The organism is Bacillus sp. AFS018417, assembly GCF_002560985.1.
GTDB classification, from domain to species: domain Bacteria; phylum Bacillota; class Bacilli; order Bacillales; family Bacillaceae_G; genus Bacillus_A; species Bacillus_A rhizoplanae.
Map to the genome: position 1 here is coordinate 1 of NZ_NTTM01000062.1, position 24052 is coordinate 24052.

The 24052-nt window shown below is 37.5% G+C and carries 19 protein-coding genes and 3 pseudogenes; 9 read left to right on the forward strand and 13 right to left on the reverse strand.

What is annotated here, in order from left to right; translation table 11 throughout:
• The first annotated feature begins 111 nt into the window (after window positions 1-111).
• From yknW to CN326_RS21150, 4 genes are all read left to right on the forward strand, one after another.
• Window positions 112-786 carry a YknW family membrane protein gene (yknW, locus tag CN326_RS21135; RefSeq protein WP_098310948.1) on the forward strand — a complete coding sequence of 225 codons (675 nt, stop codon included), beginning with the start codon at window positions 112-114 and terminating at the stop codon, window positions 784-786.
• A gap of 274 nt (window positions 787-1060) precedes the next feature.
• Entirely contained in the window at window positions 1061-2275 is a 1215-nt protein-coding gene (locus tag CN326_RS21140) for a tyrosine-type recombinase/integrase (RefSeq protein WP_098310949.1), read from the forward strand.
• Window positions 2276-2279: 4 nt separating this feature from the next.
• Window positions 2280-4160, forward strand: a complete 1881-nt coding sequence (locus CN326_RS24760) for a tyrosine-type recombinase/integrase (protein WP_176524727.1) — start codon at window positions 2280-2282, stop codon at window positions 4158-4160.
• A complete protein-coding gene (locus CN326_RS21150) occupies window positions 4160-4555 on the forward strand; it encodes a DUF6262 family protein (protein WP_098310950.1) in 396 nt (131 codons plus the stop codon). The genes CN326_RS24760 and CN326_RS21150 overlap by 1 nt, the downstream gene beginning before the upstream one ends.
• Before the next feature lie 341 nt (window positions 4556-4896).
• Here the strand turns inward: CN326_RS21150 and CN326_RS21155 are convergent, their stop codons facing one another.
• Window positions 4897-5190, reverse strand: coding sequence for a hypothetical protein (locus CN326_RS21155; protein ID WP_098310951.1), 294 nt, complete (start codon window positions 5188-5190; stop codon window positions 4897-4899).
• 695 nt (window positions 5191-5885) lie between these two features.
• Here CN326_RS21155 and CN326_RS21160 point away from each other — a divergent pair.
• On the forward strand, window positions 5886-6362 hold the full coding sequence (locus CN326_RS21160; protein ID WP_098310952.1) for a sigma-70 family RNA polymerase sigma factor: 477 nt from the start codon (window positions 5886-5888) through the stop codon (window positions 6360-6362).
• Window positions 6363-6459: 97 nt separating this feature from the next.
• On the opposite strand, the pseudogene CN326_RS25250 reads toward CN326_RS21160, so the two are convergent.
• A pseudogene (locus tag CN326_RS25250) lies at window positions 6460-6942 on the reverse strand (competence protein ComK).
• 192 nt (window positions 6943-7134) lie between these two features.
• On the opposite strand from CN326_RS25250, the gene CN326_RS21175 reads away from it, so the two are divergent.
• Window positions 7135-7524, forward strand: coding sequence for a DUF4359 domain-containing protein (locus CN326_RS21175; protein ID WP_098310953.1), 390 nt, complete (start codon window positions 7135-7137; stop codon window positions 7522-7524).
• Window positions 7525-7553: 29 nt separating this feature from the next.
• On the opposite strand, the gene CN326_RS21180 is transcribed toward CN326_RS21175, so the two are convergent.
• Window positions 7554-7769: a DUF2922 domain-containing protein gene (locus CN326_RS21180; RefSeq protein ID WP_098310954.1), complete on the reverse strand. Its 216-nt coding sequence runs from the start codon at window positions 7767-7769 to the stop codon at window positions 7554-7556.
• Between the two features lie 19 nt (window positions 7770-7788).
• A complete protein-coding gene (locus tag CN326_RS21185) occupies window positions 7789-8013 on the reverse strand; it encodes a DUF1659 domain-containing protein (protein WP_098310955.1) in 225 nt (74 codons plus the stop codon).
• A gap of 111 nt (window positions 8014-8124) precedes the next feature.
• Between CN326_RS21185 and CN326_RS21190 the strand changes: the two genes are divergently transcribed.
• Together CN326_RS21190 and gabP are read left to right on the forward strand one after the other, a co-directional pair.
• Window positions 8125-8610, forward strand: a complete 486-nt coding sequence (locus CN326_RS21190; RefSeq protein WP_098310956.1) for a VanZ family protein — start codon at window positions 8125-8127, stop codon at window positions 8608-8610.
• Between the two features lie 411 nt (window positions 8611-9021).
• Window positions 9022-10410 carry a GABA permease gene (gene gabP, locus CN326_RS21195; protein WP_098310957.1) on the forward strand — a complete coding sequence of 463 codons (1389 nt, stop codon included), beginning with the start codon at window positions 9022-9024 and terminating at the stop codon, window positions 10408-10410.
• 97 nt (window positions 10411-10507) lie between these two features.
• Here the strand turns inward: gabP and CN326_RS21200 are convergent.
• The 6 genes and pseudogenes from CN326_RS21200 to CN326_RS21225 all read right to left on the reverse strand — a co-directional run.
• Window positions 10508-11827: pseudogene (locus CN326_RS21200) on the reverse strand (DEAD/DEAH box helicase); the annotation flags it as partial.
• Window positions 11828-11967: 140 nt separating this feature from the next.
• Window positions 11968-13890 (reverse strand): group II intron reverse transcriptase/maturase, encoded by a 1923-nt coding sequence (gene ltrA, locus CN326_RS21205; RefSeq protein ID WP_255258177.1) that lies wholly within the window; start codon window positions 13888-13890, stop codon window positions 11968-11970.
• Window positions 13891-14665: 775 nt separating this feature from the next.
• Window positions 14666-16114 (reverse strand): annotated as a pseudogene (locus CN326_RS21210) (SNF2 helicase-associated domain-containing protein); the annotation flags it as partial.
• Window positions 16098-17717: an SWIM zinc finger family protein gene (locus tag CN326_RS21215; RefSeq protein ID WP_098310959.1), complete on the reverse strand. Its 1620-nt coding sequence runs from the start codon at window positions 17715-17717 to the stop codon at window positions 16098-16100. The gene CN326_RS21215 and the pseudogene CN326_RS21210, both read right to left, overlap by 17 nt.
• Window positions 17718-17936: 219 nt before the next feature.
• Complete coding sequence (locus tag CN326_RS21220; protein WP_098310960.1) at window positions 17937-18251, reverse strand: DUF3910 family protein; 315 nt, start codon at window positions 18249-18251, stop codon at window positions 17937-17939.
• A gap of 91 nt (window positions 18252-18342) precedes the next feature.
• Complete coding sequence (locus CN326_RS21225; protein WP_098310961.1) at window positions 18343-19206, reverse strand: 3D domain-containing protein; 864 nt, start codon at window positions 19204-19206, stop codon at window positions 18343-18345.
• Between the two features lie 632 nt (window positions 19207-19838).
• On the opposite strand from CN326_RS21225, the gene CN326_RS25255 reads away from it, so the two are divergent.
• A complete protein-coding gene (locus CN326_RS25255; protein WP_098310962.1) occupies window positions 19839-19973 on the forward strand; it encodes a hypothetical protein in 135 nt (44 codons plus the stop codon).
• A gap of 337 nt (window positions 19974-20310) precedes the next feature.
• Here the strand turns inward: CN326_RS25255 and CN326_RS21235 are convergent, their stop codons facing one another.
• The 3 genes from CN326_RS21235 to CN326_RS21245 form a co-directional block, all read right to left on the reverse strand.
• A complete protein-coding gene (locus tag CN326_RS21235; RefSeq protein WP_098310963.1) occupies window positions 20311-21612 on the reverse strand; it encodes a glycosyltransferase family 2 protein in 1302 nt (433 codons plus the stop codon).
• Entirely contained in the window at window positions 21609-22364 is a 756-nt protein-coding gene (locus CN326_RS21240; protein ID WP_098310964.1) for a GGDEF domain-containing protein, read from the reverse strand. Before CN326_RS21240 ends, CN326_RS21235 begins: the two co-directional genes overlap by 4 nt.
• A 215-nt stretch (window positions 22365-22579) precedes the next feature.
• A complete protein-coding gene (locus CN326_RS21245; protein ID WP_098310965.1) occupies window positions 22580-23788 on the reverse strand; it encodes a NupC/NupG family nucleoside CNT transporter in 1209 nt (402 codons plus the stop codon).
• Window positions 23789-24052 lie beyond the last annotated feature (264 nt).

A 24052-nucleotide genomic window follows, 5' to 3' on the forward strand; every position in this document is an offset into this window, starting at 1 on the left:
GCCCGTTAATGCGGGATAACACCCAGTTCTTGTGGGTGGTTAATCTCTATTTATAAAAGTAGGGATTACCCACCCGTTAGAACGGGTATCAAATAAAAGGAGGTTTTACATATGGAATCGAACGTAAACACGCAGAAGGTAAGTGGAGAGAAGCCCTCATTATTTGGAATGATTACCTCGCCTAGTTTGCAGTTTGAGAGAATGAGAAGTAATGCACCGGTGTGGGGCGCGTTTTTCTTAATGGCTGTATTAGGTGGCCTTATCGGAGCTATAGCTACATATTTATATTCTATAGACCCTGCAGTTGTCGCAAAAAATAAAGAGCTTGGTTTTGAACTGCCTATAGCAATCACACTAGGCACTGGATTTGTAATGGCATTAATTAGCGTTATGGTTACATTCTTTATTGGTGCAGCTCTGTATAAAGTACTTATGATGTTTATGAGCAATGATACGTCTTATAAGAAGTTATTAGCAATTACTGTTTATTCTAGTATTATTACAGTTATTGGTGGCATTATTAATATGGGATTAGCATGGATTCTTGGCGGAAATGGTCAAGAAATGTATACAGGATTAGGACCGCTATTTGCTTCTACTGGCGGCGTTGTACATGGCATTGCAAAATCATTTGAAGTTTTCGCGATTTGGGGATTGGTGGTAACAGGATTAGGATTGCACATTACAGCAGGCTTAAGCAAGAAACAAGCAACGATCCTTGTTGTTATTTTCTTTATTTTATCAATGGCATTTGGAGCAGTTGGTGGTTTATTCCCAAAAGCATAATATAAGATCATATTTATAGAAACGGCTCATATAGTTAAAGATATATAAATATTAGGAGTAAAGATAGTAAGGATTGAATATCCCTACTATCTTTTTTTATCTAAACGGATAAATTAAAAATATATAGTAATAATAGATAATTTATGTTATTATCAGAATATTAAGTATATTATTTTAGTAGGGGAACGTAGCCTCCGTGCGAGGATAGCACTCCGCAGGACGATAGTCCGAGGACCTTAATTTTAATAAATGATTTAAAGGAGTTAATAGTTAGATGAATATACCTAAAAAAGAAAAAACACTAAAAGATAAATGGCATGAAGTTATATCCATACGAGAGGCACAAACAAAAAATGGTGTAATGTATTATCTCATGGATGAAAACCTTGATTTCTTACCATTAGTAAAAGAATATCTCGATATGATACAGGCGAGGGCTGAACGAGAAGTATCTCCTAATACAATAAGAACATATTGTTATCACTTATGGTATTTCGTTGTATTTTTAAAGATTAAAGGATTACAAATTTTGGACCTTGATGGTAAACCTGATATTTTAACAAAATTCAAATTGTGGTTAAAGAACCCATATAGGTTTTATGAAAACGTAGACATGTTAGATTATGAATATGTTGAGGACGACCTTAAAGTAACGACTGTAAATGCAATATTAGATCGAATAAGTTCGTTATTTCTTTGGCTTAAAGCTGGTGGGAGAATTAAAGATAATCCAGTTGTTTATCGTAATATTATGGTTACAAATGCAATGAGAGATAAAGATATGTTGGCCCATACAAGAAGAAATAAAACAGTACAGAAAAATACTCTTAAATCCAAAGTACCTCAAGTTATCCCAAAGACCATTGAACAAAAAGATTTTAAGAAGTATTTAGAGGCTGTTAATCTCTTACGAGATAAGATTATTCTTCTTATTCTAAAAGAGGGTGGTTTGAGGTCTGGTGAACTTCTTGGAATAAAGCTTGAGGACATTGATTATGGTGAACAAGGTATATATATTCGTTTCAGACCTGACAATGAAAATGGTTCAAGAGCCAAGGCGGGATATGGTAGGGACAGGTTCGTTCACCTCCCTCCTGACCTTATGGTTTTGATAGATAGGTATATTAGTAGTGATTGGATGAATAGTGACCCCGTTACTGATTTCCTGTTCGTTGTGGTTAATAGTAATAACCCTATGGATAATGGAAAACCGATGAAGAAATCAACGCTTACCTCCACTCTTAATCATTACAACAGGAAAACGGGGATTAAACTGAACACCCATAAACTAAGACACACGCACGTTACTGAATTGGCAAGAGAGTACCTCAGTAAAGGCGAGCCTATCAACTGGAAGTATATCCAAGAAAGGGTTGGTCACAAAGATGTTACAACAACGATGCAAATATACGCCCATTTAAATACAGAAGACCATAAAAAAGAATATCAACGAATGAGTGAGTATAGAGAAGAGAAACGCAAGGAGTGAGAAAATGGCAAAAAGTGAAGCAACAAATTCATCAAAAGCATATAGCTCGAAGAGTCTGGAAGCAAAGGCAACTGTTTCTTCCTTTCCTGTTGCGGCTATTGATACCTCTTGGATGACGAAAACACAGAAGCAGTTTTTTGAAATACTACAGCAACCCGAAAATCAATACAAAAAGTATAATGAATTATCTACATTAGCAGGATACAAAAGCACTGGACCTTGGTATAAAGCAATTAAAGATGAAAGGTTCGCTGATTTATTGGAAAACCTTGGAGTTCAGGTAAGATACCACGAAAGGGACTACGCTCCCCATCATGAAGTTGAGTACATTAAAAGTCCTGAAGTACGGGAAGAATATTTAAAACAAGATATATGGGATATGAGAGTATTATTGAAAGATTATCCAAAACATCGACACCCCCATGATTATATTGTTAAATTTAACTCGATAGAAAATATTCACTTTCGAAAGATTATAAAAAGATATTACGTTAATATGCTTGGCACTTGGGAAGCAGGTACGTTTGGAAGCAGAATGAAAGATATAGTTCCTTTCCTAAATTTAATTCAGAACATGTTTCCGAACTTAAAGTCTTTCCAAGAATTAGACAGACAAAAGCATATTGAAAAGGTACTTCCGAATGTATACTCATTATCCAATAACAAAGCAAGACAAATAATAAAATACAACCGTAGCATGTTCCAATACATGTATGAAAATAAGTGGTCTGATGGGCCAAAGACGGACGCTTTAATAATCAGTTACGACACACCAAAAAGTGAAGAAACTCTACCAAGACCAATTCCTCCGCATATCAAAATAAAGTTAGATGACTACCTAGAAAATACAATAATTTCATTGTTGGAAGATGGCGAAGACACTCCAATTGTATCTCCTGTGTACTGGGACTTAATCATTATTTTAAGATATACGGGAAGGCGTTTTGAGGATATGGCTCACTTGATTGCAGATGGTAGTGATATTGATTGTTTGAAATACGATTTGGATGGAGACCCCCAGCTTTATCTTGACCATCGAATTGCAAAAATAAAAAAAGACTTAGTTGTACCGTTAGCACATTTAAAGGACTCTGAAGGAAGAAATATGGTGGAACGTGCGATTTTACGACAAAAGGAACGAGTGAAAGACTTACCTCCTACTTCAGATAGGCAAAAGTATTTATTTAGAGAAATCGTAACTTATGATGAACAAGATACTCCCATAACCGAAGCGGTTAAATATAATACGTTTACTACTAGAACTTTGACTAAAATCTGTAAACAAATACCGTTATCCGACATTGGAGCAGAGTCTGGTGATATTTATAAAATTTCACCACACCAGTTCAGGCACACGGTGGCTACCGAAATGATTGATGCTGGGGTGGATATTTACGCTGTTAAAAACTTCTTAGGACATTCATCTGTTGCGATGACAGAGAAGTATATTAAAGTGTACCAACAACGATTAAAGAAAGAGTTCAAAGAAAAACTACTTAAATCTGATGCCACTACAATTAAAGACAATCTACCTGAACAAGAAGAAATTTTCGGTGATAACAAATGGGTCAAGAACAAGATTATCGCCATATTCGATCAAGGTGACGGTTGTTGCGAACATCCATATAAAATGCCCTCCTGTCCGCATCAAGTTGCTTGTAAAACGTGTATCAAGAAAAAGATACTACCAAGGCATAAAAATGCGGTTATAGATACCATAGAAGCCTTTACAGTGCATTTAAATCAAGCGAAACAAATTGGACTGATTGAAAAGATTGAGGAATTTGAAAAGGTTGTACAGTTCTACGAAATAGCATTAGAAATTATTGAAAAAGGTGAGACGTTCGATGCAGCCAAACACTTTTATACTGGTGGTGTTCATTAATGGCTAATATGAATCCAAATGTCTCCAAAATGGTTGAAACAAAGAAAATGGAAAGTGAATTGAAGAAACAGTCTGTTTTAGGCGCTTTAGAGGAGTTAAAGCTCCTTGATGATCCTGTAAATAATCCCATTTCTAAAGCCGAAATATGCCGTAAAGCAGGTGTGAGTAAAACGTTTTTATATTCTTATCGGGAAGAACTTATAAGACCAATTGATGAAGCGATAAAAAAACAAAATCAGAAGTTAAAGGTTATCACAAAAAAACAGACGTTCAGTGAAAGTTCAAAGGACAAGCTAATCGAGTCGTTAAAAAGAAGGATAGCTGAATTAGATGGGGAAAACAAAAAACTAAAAAAAGACAATGCTATTTTGCTGGGAAAGTTGGCAAATAAATAAAAAGGTTGTTTGCTCGTTCTTCAAAAAAGAAGAGAGAACAACTCAACAGGATTGAAGCGAAGCTGGATAAAGTAACGGATACTACACCAAAAACAAGGTGACTAGGTTGTAGGAAAAACGGAAGATAGATGTCTTCCGTTTTTTTTATGTACTTTAACGATTTGAAAGGGGGAACGGAAGCCACAATATATACGAAAACAGCCAATAAAAAAGAGCCCGTATCGATAATTAGATACAGGCTTTTAATTTCAATGTTTAATCACTCTTATGTGTTTTTAAATCAATGGAAGAGCCTTTTACTGCCTATTAAACAAATTCATACGATAGTTCAATAGTATATCTTATTTTTTTTGCTTTTCAAAATAGAAACCTGTCCCATTTTCTTGCGGAACAAACCCTTGTTGGGCCGAACTATTTTCCACCATTTCTTGCTCTTCTACTGTTATAGTTGTGGTAATATCTTTTCCGTCAGCTGTATTACCTTCTCTATAATTTTGTTCTTCTCTAGTCACATGTTTGAATTGATCTCCATTAGTTTGTGCAAATACCTTTGTATTTTCAAAGTCTTTTGCAAATCCGATAGATAAAGCTAAAGCACCTGCAAAACCAGTTATTATTAATAATTTTCTTTTCATAAATAAACCTCCCTAATATTAACCTGGAAAATTATTACATCATTTGTTATATATATTATCATGCCTTTTGGATATATACAATCGAAGGTATTTTATCGTTTGGTTTATGGATTTGGTACTATGTATCTTTAGGAAAAAGAATACACCATGAAGAAAAAAGAGGCTGGAAGAGATTTAATATATGAAATTAACCCATTTACAGGGTCAGCTGGCGGAACTTCAAGTGAAAATAAAAAAAATAGCCTGTATCTTTGATTACTTGGTAATCTAAGATACAGGCTTTATATTTAGATAACTAATTGTCCTTATATATCTTTAACATATAGAGCCGTTTTTTTGTCGTATGTTGGCGAAGTATCTTTATCCCGTATTAACGGGCAGTAAAGGCTGGAGAAGAGCGGGGAAGAAAACTGCCCGTAAAAGCCCGATTGGTAAGAGCTTTCCATCAGTGAGAAAAGCGTCACTGATGGAAGTTTCACTTTATATCGTGTCGAAGCGTCGATATATTGCCGCTGAAGATAAATTTGCTATCAAATTTTATATAAGACTAGTAAAATTTCAAATATTGCATAGGTAAATTTGAAATTTTGCTTACCTATCATGAAATACAGTGCGGTGAAGGTTGTACTGTTTTTTTATAAGGTAAAGGTACCGCGGAATAACAAAGAGGCATGCCTTTTAGAAATGGACTAAACATGAAGCTAGTTACCTTTGCAGAAACAGTAGCACTGTATGAGGGGATGATTAGAAATCAAATGAGGAAGCTTTGTATTTACCGTGATTATGAAGAGTATTATCAATGCGGACTCATTGCGCTTTGGCGAGCTTATGACAAATACGATGAAGAGAAGGGAAGTTTTCCGGCATATGCGCTTGTAACGGTGCGCGGTTATTTGCTAGCGCAGTTAAAGAAGGAGCGCCGTTTGCAAGACCGGGAAACTTGCACGGAGCAAAATATATTAGAAAATATAGGCGGTGAAGAGAAGCAGACGGAAGTGTTTGAATATATGAGTATGCTAGGGGCGAAAGAAAGGCTTATTTTGTTAGAGCATTTCTACGGGGGAAAGAAGATGCATGAGATTGCAACTGAGCTAGGCATGACTTATCATCAAGTGCGCTGGATATATCGGCAAGCACTGAAAGAAATGCGGGTGTACGCAGCAAAAAAATGAACGAAAATGAAACTTCCATCAGTGGGGATCTTACTGCCCACGAATAGCGGGATAAAAAGGAGGCAACATATGAGGTTGTCTCCTTTTGCTCTATGTATTAACTTTTGTCATGGTATCGATCTAGAAGATTGAGCTTCGCTAAAATATGGCCAGCTCTTATCCATTGATGTTCCATTTGGTAGAAACTGATCGGAAAAATTTGTGTCTTGCCGTTACGGAAATATATTTTTGTGTGCCGGGAATCATGACGTTCAATTTTTTCTATATAAGCGTAGAATATCCAGGAGCAGGGTCAAGATGAAGGTGATCTTGTAGGGATGGCGCAAATATAGTGCTGATGATCGATAGGGATTGGAATGTTTTGTTTAAAATGACAGCATTTTTGAATGGCTAATCGTTTTCCTTCATAGGTAGAGTAGTTTCTCAGAAGGCAACTTTCCTGAATGAGCTGTAATGGTGTTTTTGCTGAGAAGAAGGTTCCTCGTGTGTCCAAAATTTTTGTCTGGTAAAATGAATGAGCGTACGGTTCCAGTGACATTGTATGAGCTGAAATTTCATACCGATCAGCTAATTCAGTCAATGTAAAAACCTCCTTATATATTGTTATTATGAATTATATTTTCAATTATAAAACTAGAATATAAAAATAATTTAAAATATTTGTAAATTCATGTTAAATATTGGGTTTGTAAGAGGTTTCTATTATTCATGTTGTCTAATTTGCAATGAAATTTCATATAGATGAAAATAGAATAGATAGGCGGTGAAAAATATGAAATGGAAATATGTGCTCCTCGCTTTGGCTCTAGTGCTTTTCGTATATTTAGCTAATAGTAATCCGAGCAAAGGAGAATATACGGACTGGGCAGCGAAGCAGTTGATGACGCGCAATGATATTCATAAGAAATTAACGGAAGTAGAGAAAGAAGACCAAGAAGGATTTTTTGGTGAGTTAGCTACAATGGGGAAGAAACTAGCGAAGAAATATGTAGAGCCGCAAGTGGGCGTACTGATTGATCACTATACGAAGCGTAATGATTATATTTTCTTTTCGACATATACAACAGAGTTTACGATAGGGAAAGAAAACTATAAATATGTTTCAGTTGGTATTTCAAATATCTTTGTACCAATTGACATGCCAAAAAAGAAAGAGGAGTAGCCCAGACGGTAACTCCTCTTTCTTTTTAACTATGCGTTGATGTTTACTTCAGAAATAGTCTTTTCGACGATCCTTGCTCCTTTTTTACGCGCAGATTGCCCAAGTGCGAGAAAAATATCAGAGGATACAATTGTATCCATGACACTAGTTACGATTTGTTCGTTTACAGGTGTAATCGGATTCTCGATAGAAAAAGTTGTCGTTTTACCGTCTTCTTTTAAGAAAACGAGTTCTAGTACTTCCATCTGTTATAACCTCCTTTTGTTATTGATTGGATACGTCGGTTGTGCTTACAAGTTGAACTGCATCAAGCTTATGCTGCTGTAAAGATGCAATTGCAGTTGCGACTTCGTGCACTTTGTTTAAGTCTGCATTTGTTTTTACATTTTTAAATTGTTTGTTTTTCATGATGGCTTTACCGTTTTTGTCTGTACCGCCGTTTAGGACAAGACGTAAGCTCATATCAGATACAATCGTTTGAATTGCCATGTTTTTCACCTCCTTTTCGTCATATATATAGGAGGTAAGGTCATACTTTTGGCGTGAATTTTTTTCTTTTTTTTGGTACGCTTGAAAGAAATAGGACAAGGAGTTTCAAATATGAATCGTAAGTGGTTATTCTGGATTCCCGTTTTATTATGGATAGGAGTCATTTTTTATTCTTCTTCTCAGCCGTATACGAAGCAAGATATGCGTTCGGATATCACAAAACATGTGAATGATGAGTGGGTGAAAGAACATTTCTCATGGGTATCCATTGATTATGGAGGCGGTACACCTGTTAGCATTGCCAACAAAGGGGTAGGCGGTTTTATCGAATTTTTTATTCGTAAAGGTGCTCATTTTACTGTGTTTGGTATTCTTGGCGCACTGTTGTATATCGCGTTATTTCAATATGGATTTAGGAGAAAGGAAGCTTTCCAGTTGGCGCTGCTTCTCGTCGCTGCCTATGCGGGAATAGATGAAATTCATCAATCCTTTACGGGTGACCGTACACCGATGTGGCAGGATTCTGTATTAGATACGTGCGGTGGTTTCACGGGGATTTTAATAAGCAGTTTCTATTGGAAAAGAAAAAGGAGCTAAATCTTTCCCCTTTAGGTAGACAGTAAAAAAGAGTTCATCTGGTATGATGGGCTCTTTTCTATTGTTTATCTAGGGGGATTTTTTATTTCCAATTAGGGGGTAGCACGCTGTATGAACTGCAACAAAAAAAGACAACTAATAGGGACCCCGACGCATGCCTCTCAAGCTAATATTTTGGCCGGCTGACGATAGTAATCTGTCAAAATAGGATTAATCCGGTACCCAAAAGAACATAAGTCATAATCGACTTAATTAATGCTAATTCGACTTAATTTTATACTTCGAAAATACGAAAAATGTCGAAATGATAATGATAGGATGCAGTAGTTGTAAGGTATTCTAAATTTACTGAAAATTGGCATAAAAATTGCATCAAGTAGGTTGAATAAGTATTTGGGGGCGATAAAAGTAATGGAGCAACAGCAGAACAAACTACAGAAGCAGCTAAAATCAAGGCATGTAACAATGATTTCTCTTGGCGGAATTATCGGGGCAGGTTTATTTGTAGGTAGTGGGGCGGTTATACACGAAACGGGCCCTGGTGCTATTCTCTCTTATGCAATAGCAGGTTTGCTTATCGTTTTACTCATGCGCATGCTTGGGGAGATGGCAGTCGTGAATCCAGACAGCGGTTCTTTTTCCACCTACGCACGACAAGCGATTGGACCATGGGCAGGTTATACCATTGGATGGTTATATTGGTTTTTCTGGGTAATTGTTATTGCTATCGAGGCAACAGCAGGAGGAGCGATTGTTCATGGTTGGATTCCTTCTATGCCAATTTGGTTAGTGAGTTTAATTTTAACCCTTTTGTTAACGCTCACAAACATTTATTCTGTTAAATCGTTTGGTGAATTTGAATATTGGTTTTCGATGATTAAAATTGTGGCAATAATTGCATTCATATGTATAGGGGCAGCGATTATCTTTGGTTTTATCCCAGGAGTTGAATCACCGGGACTGTCTAATCTTACAGAACACGGAGGATTTATGCCGAAGGGATTTGGTTCCGTTTTTGTTGGTATTATTACTGTTATTTTCTCATTTTTTGGTGCGGAGATCGCAGCAATTGCAGCCGGAGAATCATCTGATCCGGAAAAATCAGTAGTTGTAGCAATCAATAGTGTTGTTTGGCGTATTCTACTCTTTTTTATTGGTTCAGTGAGTGTACTGGTTATTCTTCTCCCTTGGAATTCCGCTGAGTCGCTTGAAAGTCCGTATGTAACAATGCTTAATATGATTGGTATTCCAGCTGCTGCTCAAATTATGAATGTCGTCGTTCTAGTCGCAGTTCTTTCTTGTTTAAATTCAGCTCTATATACGAACTCTCGTATGCTGTTTTCTCTTGCTCAAAAAGGGGATGCGCCACGTGCACTTTTAAAAGTAAGTAAGAATGGTGTACCCGTAAGAGCTGTTTTAGCAAGTACATTTTTTGCCTACATCTGTTCTATTTTTAATTTTGTGTCTCCGGATAAATTATTTCTCTTTTTAGTGAATGCGTCTGGAGCTATTGCGTTACTTGTTTATCTTGCTATTGCTGTTTCGCATTTACGTATGCGAAGAAAGTTGGAAAAAGAAAATCCAGAAGCAATGAAGCTAAAAATGTGGCTATTTCCTTACTTAACATACGTAACGATTATTGCTATGGTCGTTATTCTGATTGCCATGGCATTCATTGATTCTATGCGTTCACAGTTTTTCTTAACCATGATGATTACTATTCTGGTTATTATTTCTTATTTTGTATCTAAGCGTAAAACTGCTCATGATTCTATAGATGAAGAGAAAAATGTTATCTAACGTTCAAAATCAGGAGCGATTCTAAGAAAAATTTCACGGCCTCTCCCAGGTAGAATATTGGGAGAGGCCGTGGCATACAAACTTTTTTAATTATTGTCTAATTGACGGATACACCTAGTAATTCTTTCAGCTCGTTTGTTGATAGCTCTGTAATCCAATTTTCGCTTGTAATAATCGCATTATTAAGCGATTGTTTCCGCTCTAGCATTTCATCAATTTTTTCCTCAAGTGTTCCTGTTGTAATGAGCTTATGCACGTGAACAAACCGCTTTTGACCGATTCGATAAGCACGGTCTGTTGCTTGATTTTCAACGGCAGGGTTCCACCAGCGGTCGTAATGAATAACATGGTTGGCTGCAGTTAAGTTCAGGCCTGTTCCTCCTGCTTTTAGAGAGAGAAGGAAAATACCGTGTTGTCCGCTTTGGAACTGTTCAATCATTTTATCGCGTTCTTTCTTCGGCACACTGCCGTTTAAGAAGATGACGCGCTCTCCAAAATGCTCTTCTAACAATGTTTGTAGCATATTCCCCATTCGAATATATTGCGTAAAAATTAAACAGCTTTCTTGCTGGTCGCGTATGTTTTCCACGAGTTCTAATAATGTTTCTGTTTTCATAGAACGCTCAATTAAGTTTGCTGGTGTGTCTTCTTTTAAATAGAGAGCAGGATGATTACAAATTTGTTTTAGTTTATTTAACATGAGCAAAATAAATCCGCGGCGCTCAATCCCCGTTAATCCTTCTACATTCTTCAATGTATCTTGAACGAGTTGTTCATAGAGCGATGCTTGCTCTGCCGTTAACGGGCAGTATGCTTTTTGCTCTTGTTTATCTGGTAAGTTCAAGGCAACTGTCTTATCTTGCTTCGTACGGCGCAGTAAGAATGGTGCGATTAAACGTTGCACTTGCTGAATCTTTTTCTCATCGCGATCTTTTTCAATTGGTGAAACGAAGCGGCGCTGGAACTGTGGCAAACTGCCAAGATAGCCGTGATTCAGAAAATCAAAAATAGACCATAGTTCTGATAGACGATTTTCCATCGGTGTTCCTGTTAAAGCGATTTTATGATTCGCTCGTAAATTCCGAACCGCACGCGATTGCTTTGTATGCGGGTTTTTTATATTTTGCGCTTCGTCGAGAATAATCGCATCCCACAGCTGTGTGTTTAGTTCTTCTTCATCAAGCTGTGCAAGCGCATAGGATGTAAGAATCACATCGGCATCTTGCAGGAAGGCAGGCAAGTCTTCTCCCTTTGCCCGGTTGCCGCCGTAATGGAGCTTTACTTGTAAGCTCGGTGCAAAACGCTCAAATTCTTTTTGCCAGTTACCGAGGACTGATGTAGGCGCTACAATAAGCGCTGGCCCTGTTTTTAGGCTGTGTTCTTTTGTGTATAGTAAGTAAGTAATGGTTTGAATGCTTTATGACGATAGGTAAGTATTTGATACGATCTCCAACTTTTCCCCCGTCCCACACCGTGCATGCACCTTTCAATGCACACGGCGTTCCATCGATAGTGTTCTACTTACAGGTAGTTTTCTCTACTTGCTTTCGTTGCTGACTATGAACTTACATTCATAGTTGCAGTGTAATCAGCAGTTTCTTTTATTAATTGACTTTGGAATTTTTCAATCTTCTTAATGGTTTTAGGTGAACCTTCTACGTTTTTCTTTTTATGGATCATAAGGTGACAAGATTGACATACAGTAGCTAAATTTGAAACTATATTTACTTCGTATAATGGTAACCACGGTTTTATATGATGACAGTGGATATTCCATGGATAAAGGAATGTGTCACAACATCTGCATTTTCCTTTATCGCGATTATAGGCATATTCTCTATTCATGATGTATTCAAAATTGTATCTTGGGTGAAGCCTCTCGTGTTTCAGTTCGTATATCCGGCTCCATAAAGTTTCTTGAGAGTAGATAACATCTCGTTCTAGGAGAAATTTCTTTTGTCTTTTAGTTTCTAAGAATTTTCTTCCTTCTTCTGTGAAGCAGGATATACCGGTTTTCCACCTTTGAGGGATGCGGGCCTCAGTAAAAGAGAATTTTGTTAGTCCAATTTTGACTTCATCGGCTTCTAGGTAGAAAATTCTATCGTTCCTCCGTTGATGTCTGTTTGGGCGATTATCTGTTTCCTTAGCTGGAATTACATAGTATTCCCAACGTCTCTTTTGTCCTCCGCTTTGCAACTTACACCACTTTTTATACGCTGCTTGATACAATTTCTGATCTTGTCGTTTCATAATATGAGCTGCTGAACTCGTTTTATAAAAGTCAGCAATTCCTACAATCATGGAATTTACTTTTTCAAGTACTGCTACATTTTCACGTGGTTGTCTTAAGTTATGAATTTTACGTATTTCTTTAGCTACTTGTCTCACTTTATTTTTCAGTCTTTCAATATCGGGAATACTATGGCAGCTTAATGACTTTGTTTTCTTATTGTGATTCTTTTCAACAAAGAATTCGAAGCCTAAAAACTTTACTCGATTTTTCCTTAAATCTGTAATAATTGTTTTTTCTTCTGAAAGTTCCAGTTTTAATACATGTTTCAAATAATTTCTGCTTATCCGCAGAAGCGATTCAGCTTGATTCATATCTTCACATAAAATAATCCAATCATCTGCATATCTAATTATTTGGCATTTTTTATGTCTTTTATAAACACGCCTTAATCCATCTCTGTACGGATTAGCAACCTCGTATCTAGCGGGGTGTTCTTGGAACTTTCTTGCTATCATCCAATCGAAATTATTCAAGTATATATTCGCTAACAGAGGTGAGATAATCCCACCTTGTGGGGTTCCTAAGTGATTGTCTATTTGCATGTTATTTTCCATAACTCCTGCTTTTAGCATTTTCTTGATAAGCATTAAAAAACGTTTATCTCTAATGCCAAGACTCCACATGATTTTTAGAAGTTTATTGTGATCGATGTTGTCGAAGTAGCCACGTATATCGCCTTCTATAGCGATATACATTTTGCTTCTTTGGACTCTATCTAGAACCTCACGTTGAGCGTGTTCGATACTTCTATTTGGTCTAAATCCAAAACTGTATTCGTAGAACTTTCCCTCTGCTATGGGTTCTAGAACGACTCTGGCTAGTTCTTGAATAATTCTATCTAGCATTGTAGGTATTCCGAGAGGGCGTTTCTTTCCGTTAGCTTTTGGTATATACACTCTCCGTACTGGCTTTGGATGATAATTATCGATGTAACTTCTTATTATATTGAGTAAAGTTTGTTCAGGTAGTTGTAAATAGTTGTATATATCTTTATTGTCTATTCCTTTTGTATTACTACCTTTATTCGATTTAATGTTGTGAATCGCTGTAATAATGGTTTCCCGATTTTTCATTAATTCAATTAAATTGTAGAAAGGTTCATTACCATCTTTAGATTTAACATACATTTTTTCCAATGTTCGATTTAACATGAATTCTGATTTGATTCTACGAGCATCTACCTTCACGTTGTATAATAACCTCCTTGTTTGAGGAATAAATGGCTATTCGTGAATTAATTATTTTACTTCCACATTCTTTGAAAGAAAGGGTCGTCTTACCGTAGAATCTGCTGATTAATATACACTACCGACTGGTGCCCTTCGCTAAGATGTTTTTCTGCTCCATGACACTTCCACAGCATTTCATCTGCTTTATAGTCACATCAACGCCCATCTATTATCGCTACTATGACACCGCTGACTTTCAACTCGCTTCATTGTACCTTTATACTCCACGAACTGAATCTCAAACGTTCCGTATCGTTTATCCCTTCTTTTGCATTCCTTAGGTGCCCTCTATACACCGGAGTTACTTCGCTCAAGTTAGATTGACCTTAACTTCTTGAGCCAGCTTCGTTATTTAGGCAAAGTAACGAAGCAGCATTTGTATCTTAGGAAAATATACAAATATTTCACTCAGACCATCCTTTGACCTACGTAAGATGGCTATGGGTAACGGTGCGTGCATGACGAGGGTTCGTCTTCGCTCACCATAGAATGCTTTTAAGGACTACCGCCTCATATCAGGAAGTGTAGGCTCCCGTCAGTAGACGACTTCACCTGGCTCTCATACAACAACTTATAAAGGTAAATTGCTGCATGCAGGAGTATTATAGATAGAACAGAAAGGCCATTTGTTCTAATTAGGAGTTTCACCTAATTGTTCGACGATACAGTTAGAATAAGGTGAAACCTTATTCCCGTAATTTCGTGTTTAGGCAACACTTATATACGAACGTTTCGCACTTCCGAGTCCCATATCATCGGCTAGCAACGCGCCAAATCCTAGCTCTCGTAAGTAGAGGAGCCACTCGACACCTTGCTGCTGGTATGGTCTTAATGTTGCTTGTAAGGAAGCCGGCACCTTGGCAGATGGAATTTCTCCAATGTGCAGCAATCTTTCAAACAGTTTATCGTAATAATCATCGAATTCAAATTCCATATCTGCAAAAGGATTTTCTTCTTCGACTACTTCTGTTTCTGCACTTCGAAGTAACCGCTGCTGCACGACATCTTTCATTTCAAGGCCGTACTTGTCTGCTTTCTTCATCAGCTTCTTCACTTCTTCGATAAATGCTGGATCAAGTCTCATCCATTGTCCATTTATGTGAATAAGACGTCTGTTTTGTTCAATGAGCGCAAGAAACTCGGCCTCTGATAAATCGATGCCGTTTGTAGAAATGCGCCAGTCAAAATCTACGAGCGTATTCATTCCAAAGAATGCCTGTCCTGCTTTCGCATTATGTTTCACTTGGACGCGCAGCTTTGGTTTATTTGCTTTTAAATTTTGCCACCATGATGGCAGTAAAATATCAATACCGGCTGCTAGCAATTCATTGCTGGCTTCTGTTAAAAAGCGCCATGCTTCCGTTTCGTATAATTCGCTCCGAAATACATCCTCTTCCATTAACCAAGGTACGAGTTTGCCGAAACCTTCTTGCGTTTCGATAATACGTTCTTCATGGTTTATCCACCTTTTTGACAGCGAATCGGTGCCTGTATATACGGATATTCGCTGATTGCCGCGTTTTGGTGTTAGTATGGTTTCAAGCTTCCATGCTTCAAAATCATTCTCTGGTTCTTGTAATCGAAGCCCAATTGCAAATGGTAGATCATCCTCGATATAGCCAATTTTACGTAGCCAATCGTTTTCATGAATAGCCGTTTCAAGTTGTCGTTTCGTAAAGTCATAATGCTCATATAAACGCTTTGCATCCTCCCATGCATCGTCAGAGCGAGTATGATGCCGGAGTGTTTCATTAATCGCTTCTGAAAACAGCTTTTGCACCGTTTCATCCATTTCTTCTTCATGAGCGGTTTTCCATGATGGATACTGGCCCCAGTGTTTGATGTCTGGAAGAAAGTTTCCTGTTGTGTAAGCCTCCCAAGCCTGCTGAGCGACTGGCTTGAGTTCAGTAATGTTTGCGCTTGTTTGCAGCTTTGTAAATGAATTCACCGGCTTTTTGGCGATATATTCAAATGCTTGGGCAGCGCTCAAAATGATACCGCTTCGCTGTTCATATGTTCCTTCTTGCAAAAATGTTCCGTAGAAAGAAGTGGAGTGCCATGTGAACGCATGTTGTTTCCAACTGCTTAGAGGCAAGCTGCTTCCTGTTTCATCCTCTGCCCAAAGAAACCAGTTTTCTTTCATTCGTTCGAGCCGAATGGTAATGTCAATTTGTGTTGTCATGGATCAACTTTCCTTTCCGCAGTTCTTCTTGCAATGCCCGCAGCCGTGAGTGAGAGGAGGCAATCATTATAATGAAGTAATCCCATTCGTCTGTCCGTTTGAGCCTTTTGTAAAGTGTTCTCAATTTTTTTAAGTAGCGAATAGCTCTGCGATATGATTTTCGATTCTTTTCTTCAATGGCTTGCATTGCGGCATAATGATAGAGCGGAAGAGCAGCTTCTGGCGCTTCTTTTTCAATTTCTTTTAACGGTTCTTTTAACAATTCAATTGCTTCAAATCCATATAGTAAATGAAGCTCTGTCCATGTGTGATATTGCTTTTTAGCGAGCACATATTGCTCGTAGCTTACAAAACTATATGGCAATAATTCTTGAAGAACCATTTCATAGCCAGCTTGTTCGTTCGTATGCGTGGCATATGTTTCATACATCATCATAAATAAACGGACAACATCTTTCACAAAGTATGAATCGTGCTCGGCAGTTATCGTTTCTTTCACTCGTTTGTAAGTGAATGATAGCCATTGTTCTGCTCGCTCCCACTGCATGGAACTTAATAAATCTTCCAACCAGTCAAAGTAAAGTCCAACAACTTGTGGTGGCTGTGCTCTTAGTACATCCATTGCTTCTGCATCCTTTTTCTGTAGAAAGAGAAGGTGAGCGGATGCAAGTGCTTTTGATAAGGGATGAACCTTTGTTGCAATCCGCCGTTCTTCTTCTTGGATCCAAGCTTGCTCTGTGAAAAGCTCTCCCCATATGTGGCGATAAATAAAAAATCGCTCTTGTGTATAGGAAGAGGACGAGAAGAAGATTGTATGTAGCACTTCGGCAGTGTGCTGCAAAAATGGCGTAAGTACATCTGGGAGCGGCTCAGCTTTAAAATCCCTTACAATGCTTTCTATTTTATCAACAAAGAGCCGTACAATATTGATCGGCTTATGATAGGAATAGAGTTCATCTTCTTCAAATATTTGTATTTCCTCAAGCAGCTTTTGAAAAGAAAAGAGAGCTGCACTCAGTCTAAACAGTTCGTGAACAGCAACAATGCGCGGTGCTTTTCGTTCAATTTTCATATAAAAATCCATGAAAATGTTCATCAGAAAATACATTTGTTTGTATGATAGGCGCTTGTGTTCTTTTGCGAATGTATCGTACTCAGATTCAAAATAGGCAAGCCAGCTTTTGTAATCTGTATCTTTAAAAGATGTTGTTTGCAACATTTGCCGTGCTGTGCGAATAGGCGGGAGAGTAGGTTTACTTTTATTCTTAAATAAAGTTAGAATGTCTCCCACTTTCCCAAAGCTTGCGGCTGCATAGAGCAATACAGCGAGCATATGTTTACATTGCGTCGGTGAAAAGCAGTCGCAATAACTTTCCGACACGTTTCGAATAGGGATGTTTACACTAAAAATACCTCCATCGTTTTCAACTGTCCCCGATAATGTGTATCCATCAAAATCAACGTTATACACGAGGCCGCTACGGTAGAGCTGAAGTGCATCTGAAACTTGTTCTTTGTCAGATGCTTGCTGTGGATCCAGTCCTTTCAAAAATTCATTGGCGATTTCCATAATCTCATCTTTCGTAATTGAATGTTGAAGCATAACGTTCCTCCGCGCAAAAGATTTCCTTCTTCTACATTATAAACACAATGAGTATAAAAATAGAAAAAAACAAGTTTAATCTCAAAAATATTTGAAAATTATGGTAGAATATCACATTCGTTATGGTGGTGAATCTGTGAAGTCTAAAAGCTTTAGTACCGAGCATATTATTACAGTCACACCAGAAACACAGAATTCACGCAAAAAAGACTATCTCTTTTAAGAGGAGGTAGTCTTTTGCTGTAATACACTTTGTACGTAAGGATCTTGCAAAATCATTTCGATTAAAGGAATGGTTTTATTTTTGAAGTGGTGGCCGGTATCAATCGGAAATGGTTTTTGTCCACCCGGTTTGACGCCATATTGTATAATTTTATACTGCACGTCCTCATCTTGTTGTAATACGATTAGTCTATAACGGTTATCGTCATGCTCTAATGAAAAATCAATTGCAGTCGCATCGTATGTGACATCGTCTTTATATATATACGGAGTAGGTGTGCCAATCCAGTCAACTTTTGCGTTTATATTCATATAGATGCCTCCTTTTCTTCCATTATAAGAAAAATAAAAGCCAGCTCTCAACTGATGAGAGCTGGCTTTGTTTTTTTTATAGCAATAGCAGTTAGTCTAAAATTTTCACTTTTACATGTTTGCGTCCCCATTGGTTTGCAGCGGCATCAGAGCCGACTAGGACGTCGATACGGTTTCCTTTAATTGCACCGCCAGTATCACCAGCAATTGCTTCTCCGTATCCTTCTACCCAGATCTTTGATCCAAGTGGAATCACTTTCGGGTCAACAGCAACCATTTTCATGTTTGGATTTGCTGTTAGGTCATGCCCCATTGCAGTTAATACATGACCGCCATGTGTGCCGCCATTTTCGCTTGGGTCAGCTGTGTAAGCAGTTGCTTCAACTGTTAGTTCACGGCCGCCAGCTGGTGCAGCTTTTGTTGGTGCAGCCTTTGTTTGTGTAGCAGTCTGCGTTGCTTGAGCTTGAGCTGGTTGTGCTTTTGCAGGAGCAGGTGCTTGTTCTTGTGCTGTCACAACAGGTGCAGTACCTGTTAAATAAGGAACATTTACATAAGCTGTCTTTCCGTTATATTCAAATTGTAACCAGTCGTTTTGAACTTGATGTGTCGTTTGAATGACATCATCTTTCTTTAATGTACCCAGAATTTCTGAGTTTGTGTTTGCATCAGCACGTACATTTAATACGTTTGCTGTTACATAATAGATGTTTTTCGTAAACTCGGAGCTTACGAATCCTTCTTTACCATTTAGGTTTACTTTTAGCCAACCGTTTTCTGTATTTTTAACATCTAATTTATAACCATCTAATACTTTACCTACAACTTTTGATTCAATATTTGGGTTTTCTCGTACGTTTAGAACGTCTGCGTTAACAACTGTTTCTGCTTGTGCAGAAGAAGTGAAAATCCCAAGACCAAAAACTGCTGCTGTTGCTATACCAAGTAACTTTTTCATGAATAGCCTCCTATGCTTTTGTTTTCGTGTCCTCATTATAGCAACAGGTTTTCAGCGAAAATGGGAAATCACACAATTACAAACCATTCGTAACACTTCATTAATACTTTGTAATATAAAAAAATACATAAACAAACCGCTTTTTTATTGAGTTTTAAGGGACTTCATTACATGTTGCAGGATTTAGGAGAGGGGAGTAAATATTTTAAGGGGGTTAATCGTGTTTCAGTAGTATTACAATAGTGTTATGAAAGGATTACTTCCGTTGAGTATTTTATTAATTTATTTCCAAAATAGTTATTTAAGTATAAGTAGTTTGTGTTATTTTTCACAAATTATAGCCCTGTTTTACGAAAAATCATCATACAATTGTTACAAAAAGAAGGGGTTGTCATAGAACAAATTTGTTATTTTTCATCTCTGTAACATATCACAATGAATGAAATACGTATTATTTATTCCAACAAGAGGGGAAAAAGAAACCGTCTAGTTAGGATGTTTTTTATTTTGTGTAATATTGACAAAAAAATGTCGAAAATGTGTTGTCACATCTTCCTAAATGTGCTATATTATTTCCTGTAAGCGATTTCAATTTAAGTTTTATGGCAACTAAGGGGAGGACATCCAGAGTAATGAAACGTTACGAACGAAAGTGGAAGCATATTTGTTTAAAGCGTGCTACGCACCGAGCAGTACATGAAAACGAAGAGCGAAAGATAGAAAAACCTACAAAAGAACCAGAAAAGCAATTGGTCTCGCAAAAGTAGGATCCACTTTTGTCGTATATATAAGGAAGTGTTACGTTCGTTGGGGGATGGGCGTAAAGTAACTTTCAACTAAGGGGTATTAGTTCAATATATAAGTTTACGGTTAAAATAAGCGCAGAGCATACGGCAGCTCTGCGCTTATTTTTTTCTATATATATAGTAGAAACTCGTTTGAATTGTATCGCAAGGCATGCCCCTGCGATTCTGGGCACGCTAAGTAAGACCCTCACCTCAAGATTTAGAGAAAAGTGAAGAAGATAGGTGGGGGACAACTGCTGGCATGAGTCCGATTGGTTCTACTAACCATCAGTGGGGAACCACTGATGGAAGTTTCACTTTATTTATCCTTTTTAAATCGTACTGTTTTGTCCCAGCCGATGACCTGTTTTTTGCTTTTTGCACGTAAATATAGGATGAGACTTCGGATAAACAAGTATGTGAAGAGCTGGGCATATGTGAAATACATAATGACACTTATAAATATGTTTATCGGTGTGAATGTTTTTTCGACGCTTTGTGCACTGAATAGTTGAGATGTATATGTCACGTATGCAACATACCACATAAACATAAGTGGAATTGGGTATTGAATATGAAAGATACCGAGTAAGCCGATGATGAACCAAACGTTTGAAATGATGAGAAACAGCCAAAAGACAACATAGACCGATACTTGCTGTAAGGAGTGAACAAGAAGTTTTCCTTTGAAGAAATCAAAGGAAGAGAGCATGTTCTCTAAAATATATAAATTTCCTTGTAACCATCGTGTGCGCTGTTTAATCAATACTTTCAAATGTTCTGGCTCTTGTTCCCATGTAATAGACTCAGGTACAATCGGTAAGAGATAACCTTTATGAGTAATTCGAAGTGTGAGTTCGGCATCTTCTGCAATTGCATAAGGGTCATAGCCGCCGAGCTCTTCTAAAACAGAGCGGCGAAGAAGCATATTTGTCCCCGTTAAAGAACCTGTTTGGAATAAGAGCCAGCGCCCAGATTGCATAAGCAGTTGAAAAACTTGAAATTCAAGTGAAATCATGCGGGTAAGCCAGTTGTGTGTTTCGTTCACCGTTCGTACATGACCGACTGCTCCAACGGCATCTTCTACTGTTTCTGCATATTCCACAAGCATGCGAAGCGCATGAGGCTCTGGCTGGTTATCTGCATCGTACACGCAGAAGTATTTACCATCTGAAATGCTTAATCCATAGTTTAGAACGCGTGATTTTCCTTTCGGTTCTTCAGGCGGAACACGAATATGCCGAATATGTGTATAAGCTTGTTCAAAACTATCGACAATTTCTCCTGTTTCATCGTGCGAGTTATCATTTAATAAGTAAACCGTTAGTTGACCTGGATATTCAATGTTTGCCATCGCTTCTAACGTGTCTTTTATTACGATACCTTCGTTATAGGCAGGAATTAAAATATCAACGCTCGGATAATGAGAAAGCGTGCGATCTTTTCGTTTCCGATTGCGATGAATTAACCCGGCAATTGTTAAGAGAGAGTAATAAGCAAGCAAGCCGGAAAATAAAAATGCTGTAAAAATAAGAACATATTTGATCGAAAAGAAGATGCTAATCCAAAAAACAAGTATACAAAATAACATAAATAAAATAAGAAGAATGAGCGCCATCATAGTGAAGCTGACTCCTGTTTTCCAATTTGTTCTTGTTTCAGTTGAATTTGTTTAATCGCATCGTCGGTTAGCAATATTTTCATCTTTTCTTGTAATCGGTTCATGACAATCTCTGTTCCTGCTGCATTTGTGTTTTGCAAGAGAATGACGAGTTTTTCATCATTATATTTTCCCACTAGGTCAAAATTATTGCGTACTGTTTTTAATAGAAGAAAGGCAACGCGATTCATCACGCTGCCGCGCGTATATTTACTGAAAGATGAAAAGTCAAAGTAGATAATAATTCCTGTTTCATCGCGGCGCTTCATCGCAGCTTCAAGTAATATGCCGCGATTTTCAAATTCTTGTTTTGTTAATAACTTTGTCCCAGCTATATATTGTTCTAATTTTGTAAGCTGTTCTGTTAAACGTTTATTTTCGTGAACAACTTGTTTGAGTAAATAAGTTGAAATGTAAATAAGGAAGAAGTTAGAAGCTGCGAGAAAATGAAATATGATATAGCTGAGTTGTTCTGATGTGTTCCATAAGTATAACCATGCTTCATAAAATAAATAGAAAACAGAAAGAATGGTTCCGATAATAAAGAGTACAAAAGCTCGTTTATTGGGGATAAATAGGAATAACAAATGAACAGCCACATACATAATTGTAAAGATAAGAGCATATTTGTATTCGGTCATCTGTACTGTACTGAAATAAAAAAGAATTTGTACAATCCATACTAATAATACTTCATAGGATGTACTTTTCATGGTAAACGCCCCCTAATGTAAATATCACAGGTTACTTGTAATATGTGTAATTAGAAGGAAGATGAGTCAAGTGATCTAATCACACCGTATGTTTGAAGTGTAGAGTGCGATTTTCATCATGATTAAAAGCTTGTTATACGATGAGCGAAGGATAAAAGGGAATTGTATATAAAAAACCCCTCTTAAGTGAAAAACTTAAAAGGGATTTTCATGTATTAAAACATCATGCCTGCTACGGCAGCGTTTAAGAAGTTAGCTAATGTCCCAGCAATTACTGCTTTAATTCCTAACTGTGCAATTTGTTGACGGCGTGAAGGAGCAAGTGTACCTGTCACACCTAATTGAATTGCAATAGATGAGAAGTTTGCGAAGCCGCAAATTGCAAATGCTAAAATAATGTTTGTTTTTTCGGAAAGGTCTCCCATATGCTGAGCTAAATTTCCGTATGCAACGAATTCATTCACTGCAAGTTTCTGTCCGATGTAACCAGCTGCTTGAATTGCTTCATGCGGCGGAACCCCGATTAGTACAGCGAGTGGAGACAGGATGTAACCAAAAATTAGATCAAGGCTTAGTTTTATATCAAACCAAGAACCAATCCATCCTAGTAGACCATTTAATACAGCGATTAACGCAATAAATGCCATAAGCATGGCTGCAACGTTAATAACAAGCTGCATCCCTTCAGATGCACCGCGTGCTGCTGCATCAATAACGTTTGCATCTGTACGCTCTGTAGAAAGTTGCACATCGTTATTTACTTTTTCCGTTTCCGGCATGATTAATTTTGCAATCAGTAAGCTTGAAGGTGCAGCCATAATAGCAGCTGCAAGTAAATGCTCAAGCGGAATTCCCATTGCTGCATAACCAACAAGAACAGAACCGGCAACAGACGTCATACCGCTAACCATAATAGCGAAGAATTCACTATTTGTTACGCGATCTAAGTAAGGTTTAATTAAAATTGGTGCTTCCGATTGTCCTAAGAAAACAGTTGTAACAGCATTTAAGCTTTCTGTTTTTGAAGTGCCAAGAAGTTTGCTTAACCCGCCGCCAATAATTGAAATAAACCATTGCATGATACCAAAATAATATAATATAGCTACGAGTGCACTAATAAATACAATTGGAAGTAATGCTTGAATAATAAAGACGAAGCCCCAAGGACCTTTAGTGTTTGCTAGATCGCCCACAACGAATTTAATTCCTTCGTATGAGAAATTAATAAGACTTTGTACACCACCAGCAGCATGTTTTAAAACAGATTTTCCAGCGTCCCATCTTAATACGATGAAGGAGAAAGTGATCTGAATAGCTAGCGCAATTAAAATTGTACGCCAATTAATAGCCTTGCGGTTGGAAGACAATAAAACTGCAATTGCCAAAATTCCAAGCACGCCGCCAATTCCCCATAAAACATTCATGCTTGTAAAATCTCCTCTCTAAATTGACGAAACATTGCGAATAGTAGAATTGCTACGTTTCTCTGAAAATATTATCTTATGTAACTTATCACACCAGACATCAGAGGTCAAACGTCTACGGAAAAGTCAGAATAGGAAAACAATAAGAGGGATAACTGCCCATAAAAGCCCGATTGGTTCAACTAACCTTCTGGGAAAAAACGCTCCCAGAAGGAAGTTTCACTTTATGTCATTTTTTCAATTTGTATTTATATATAATAAAAC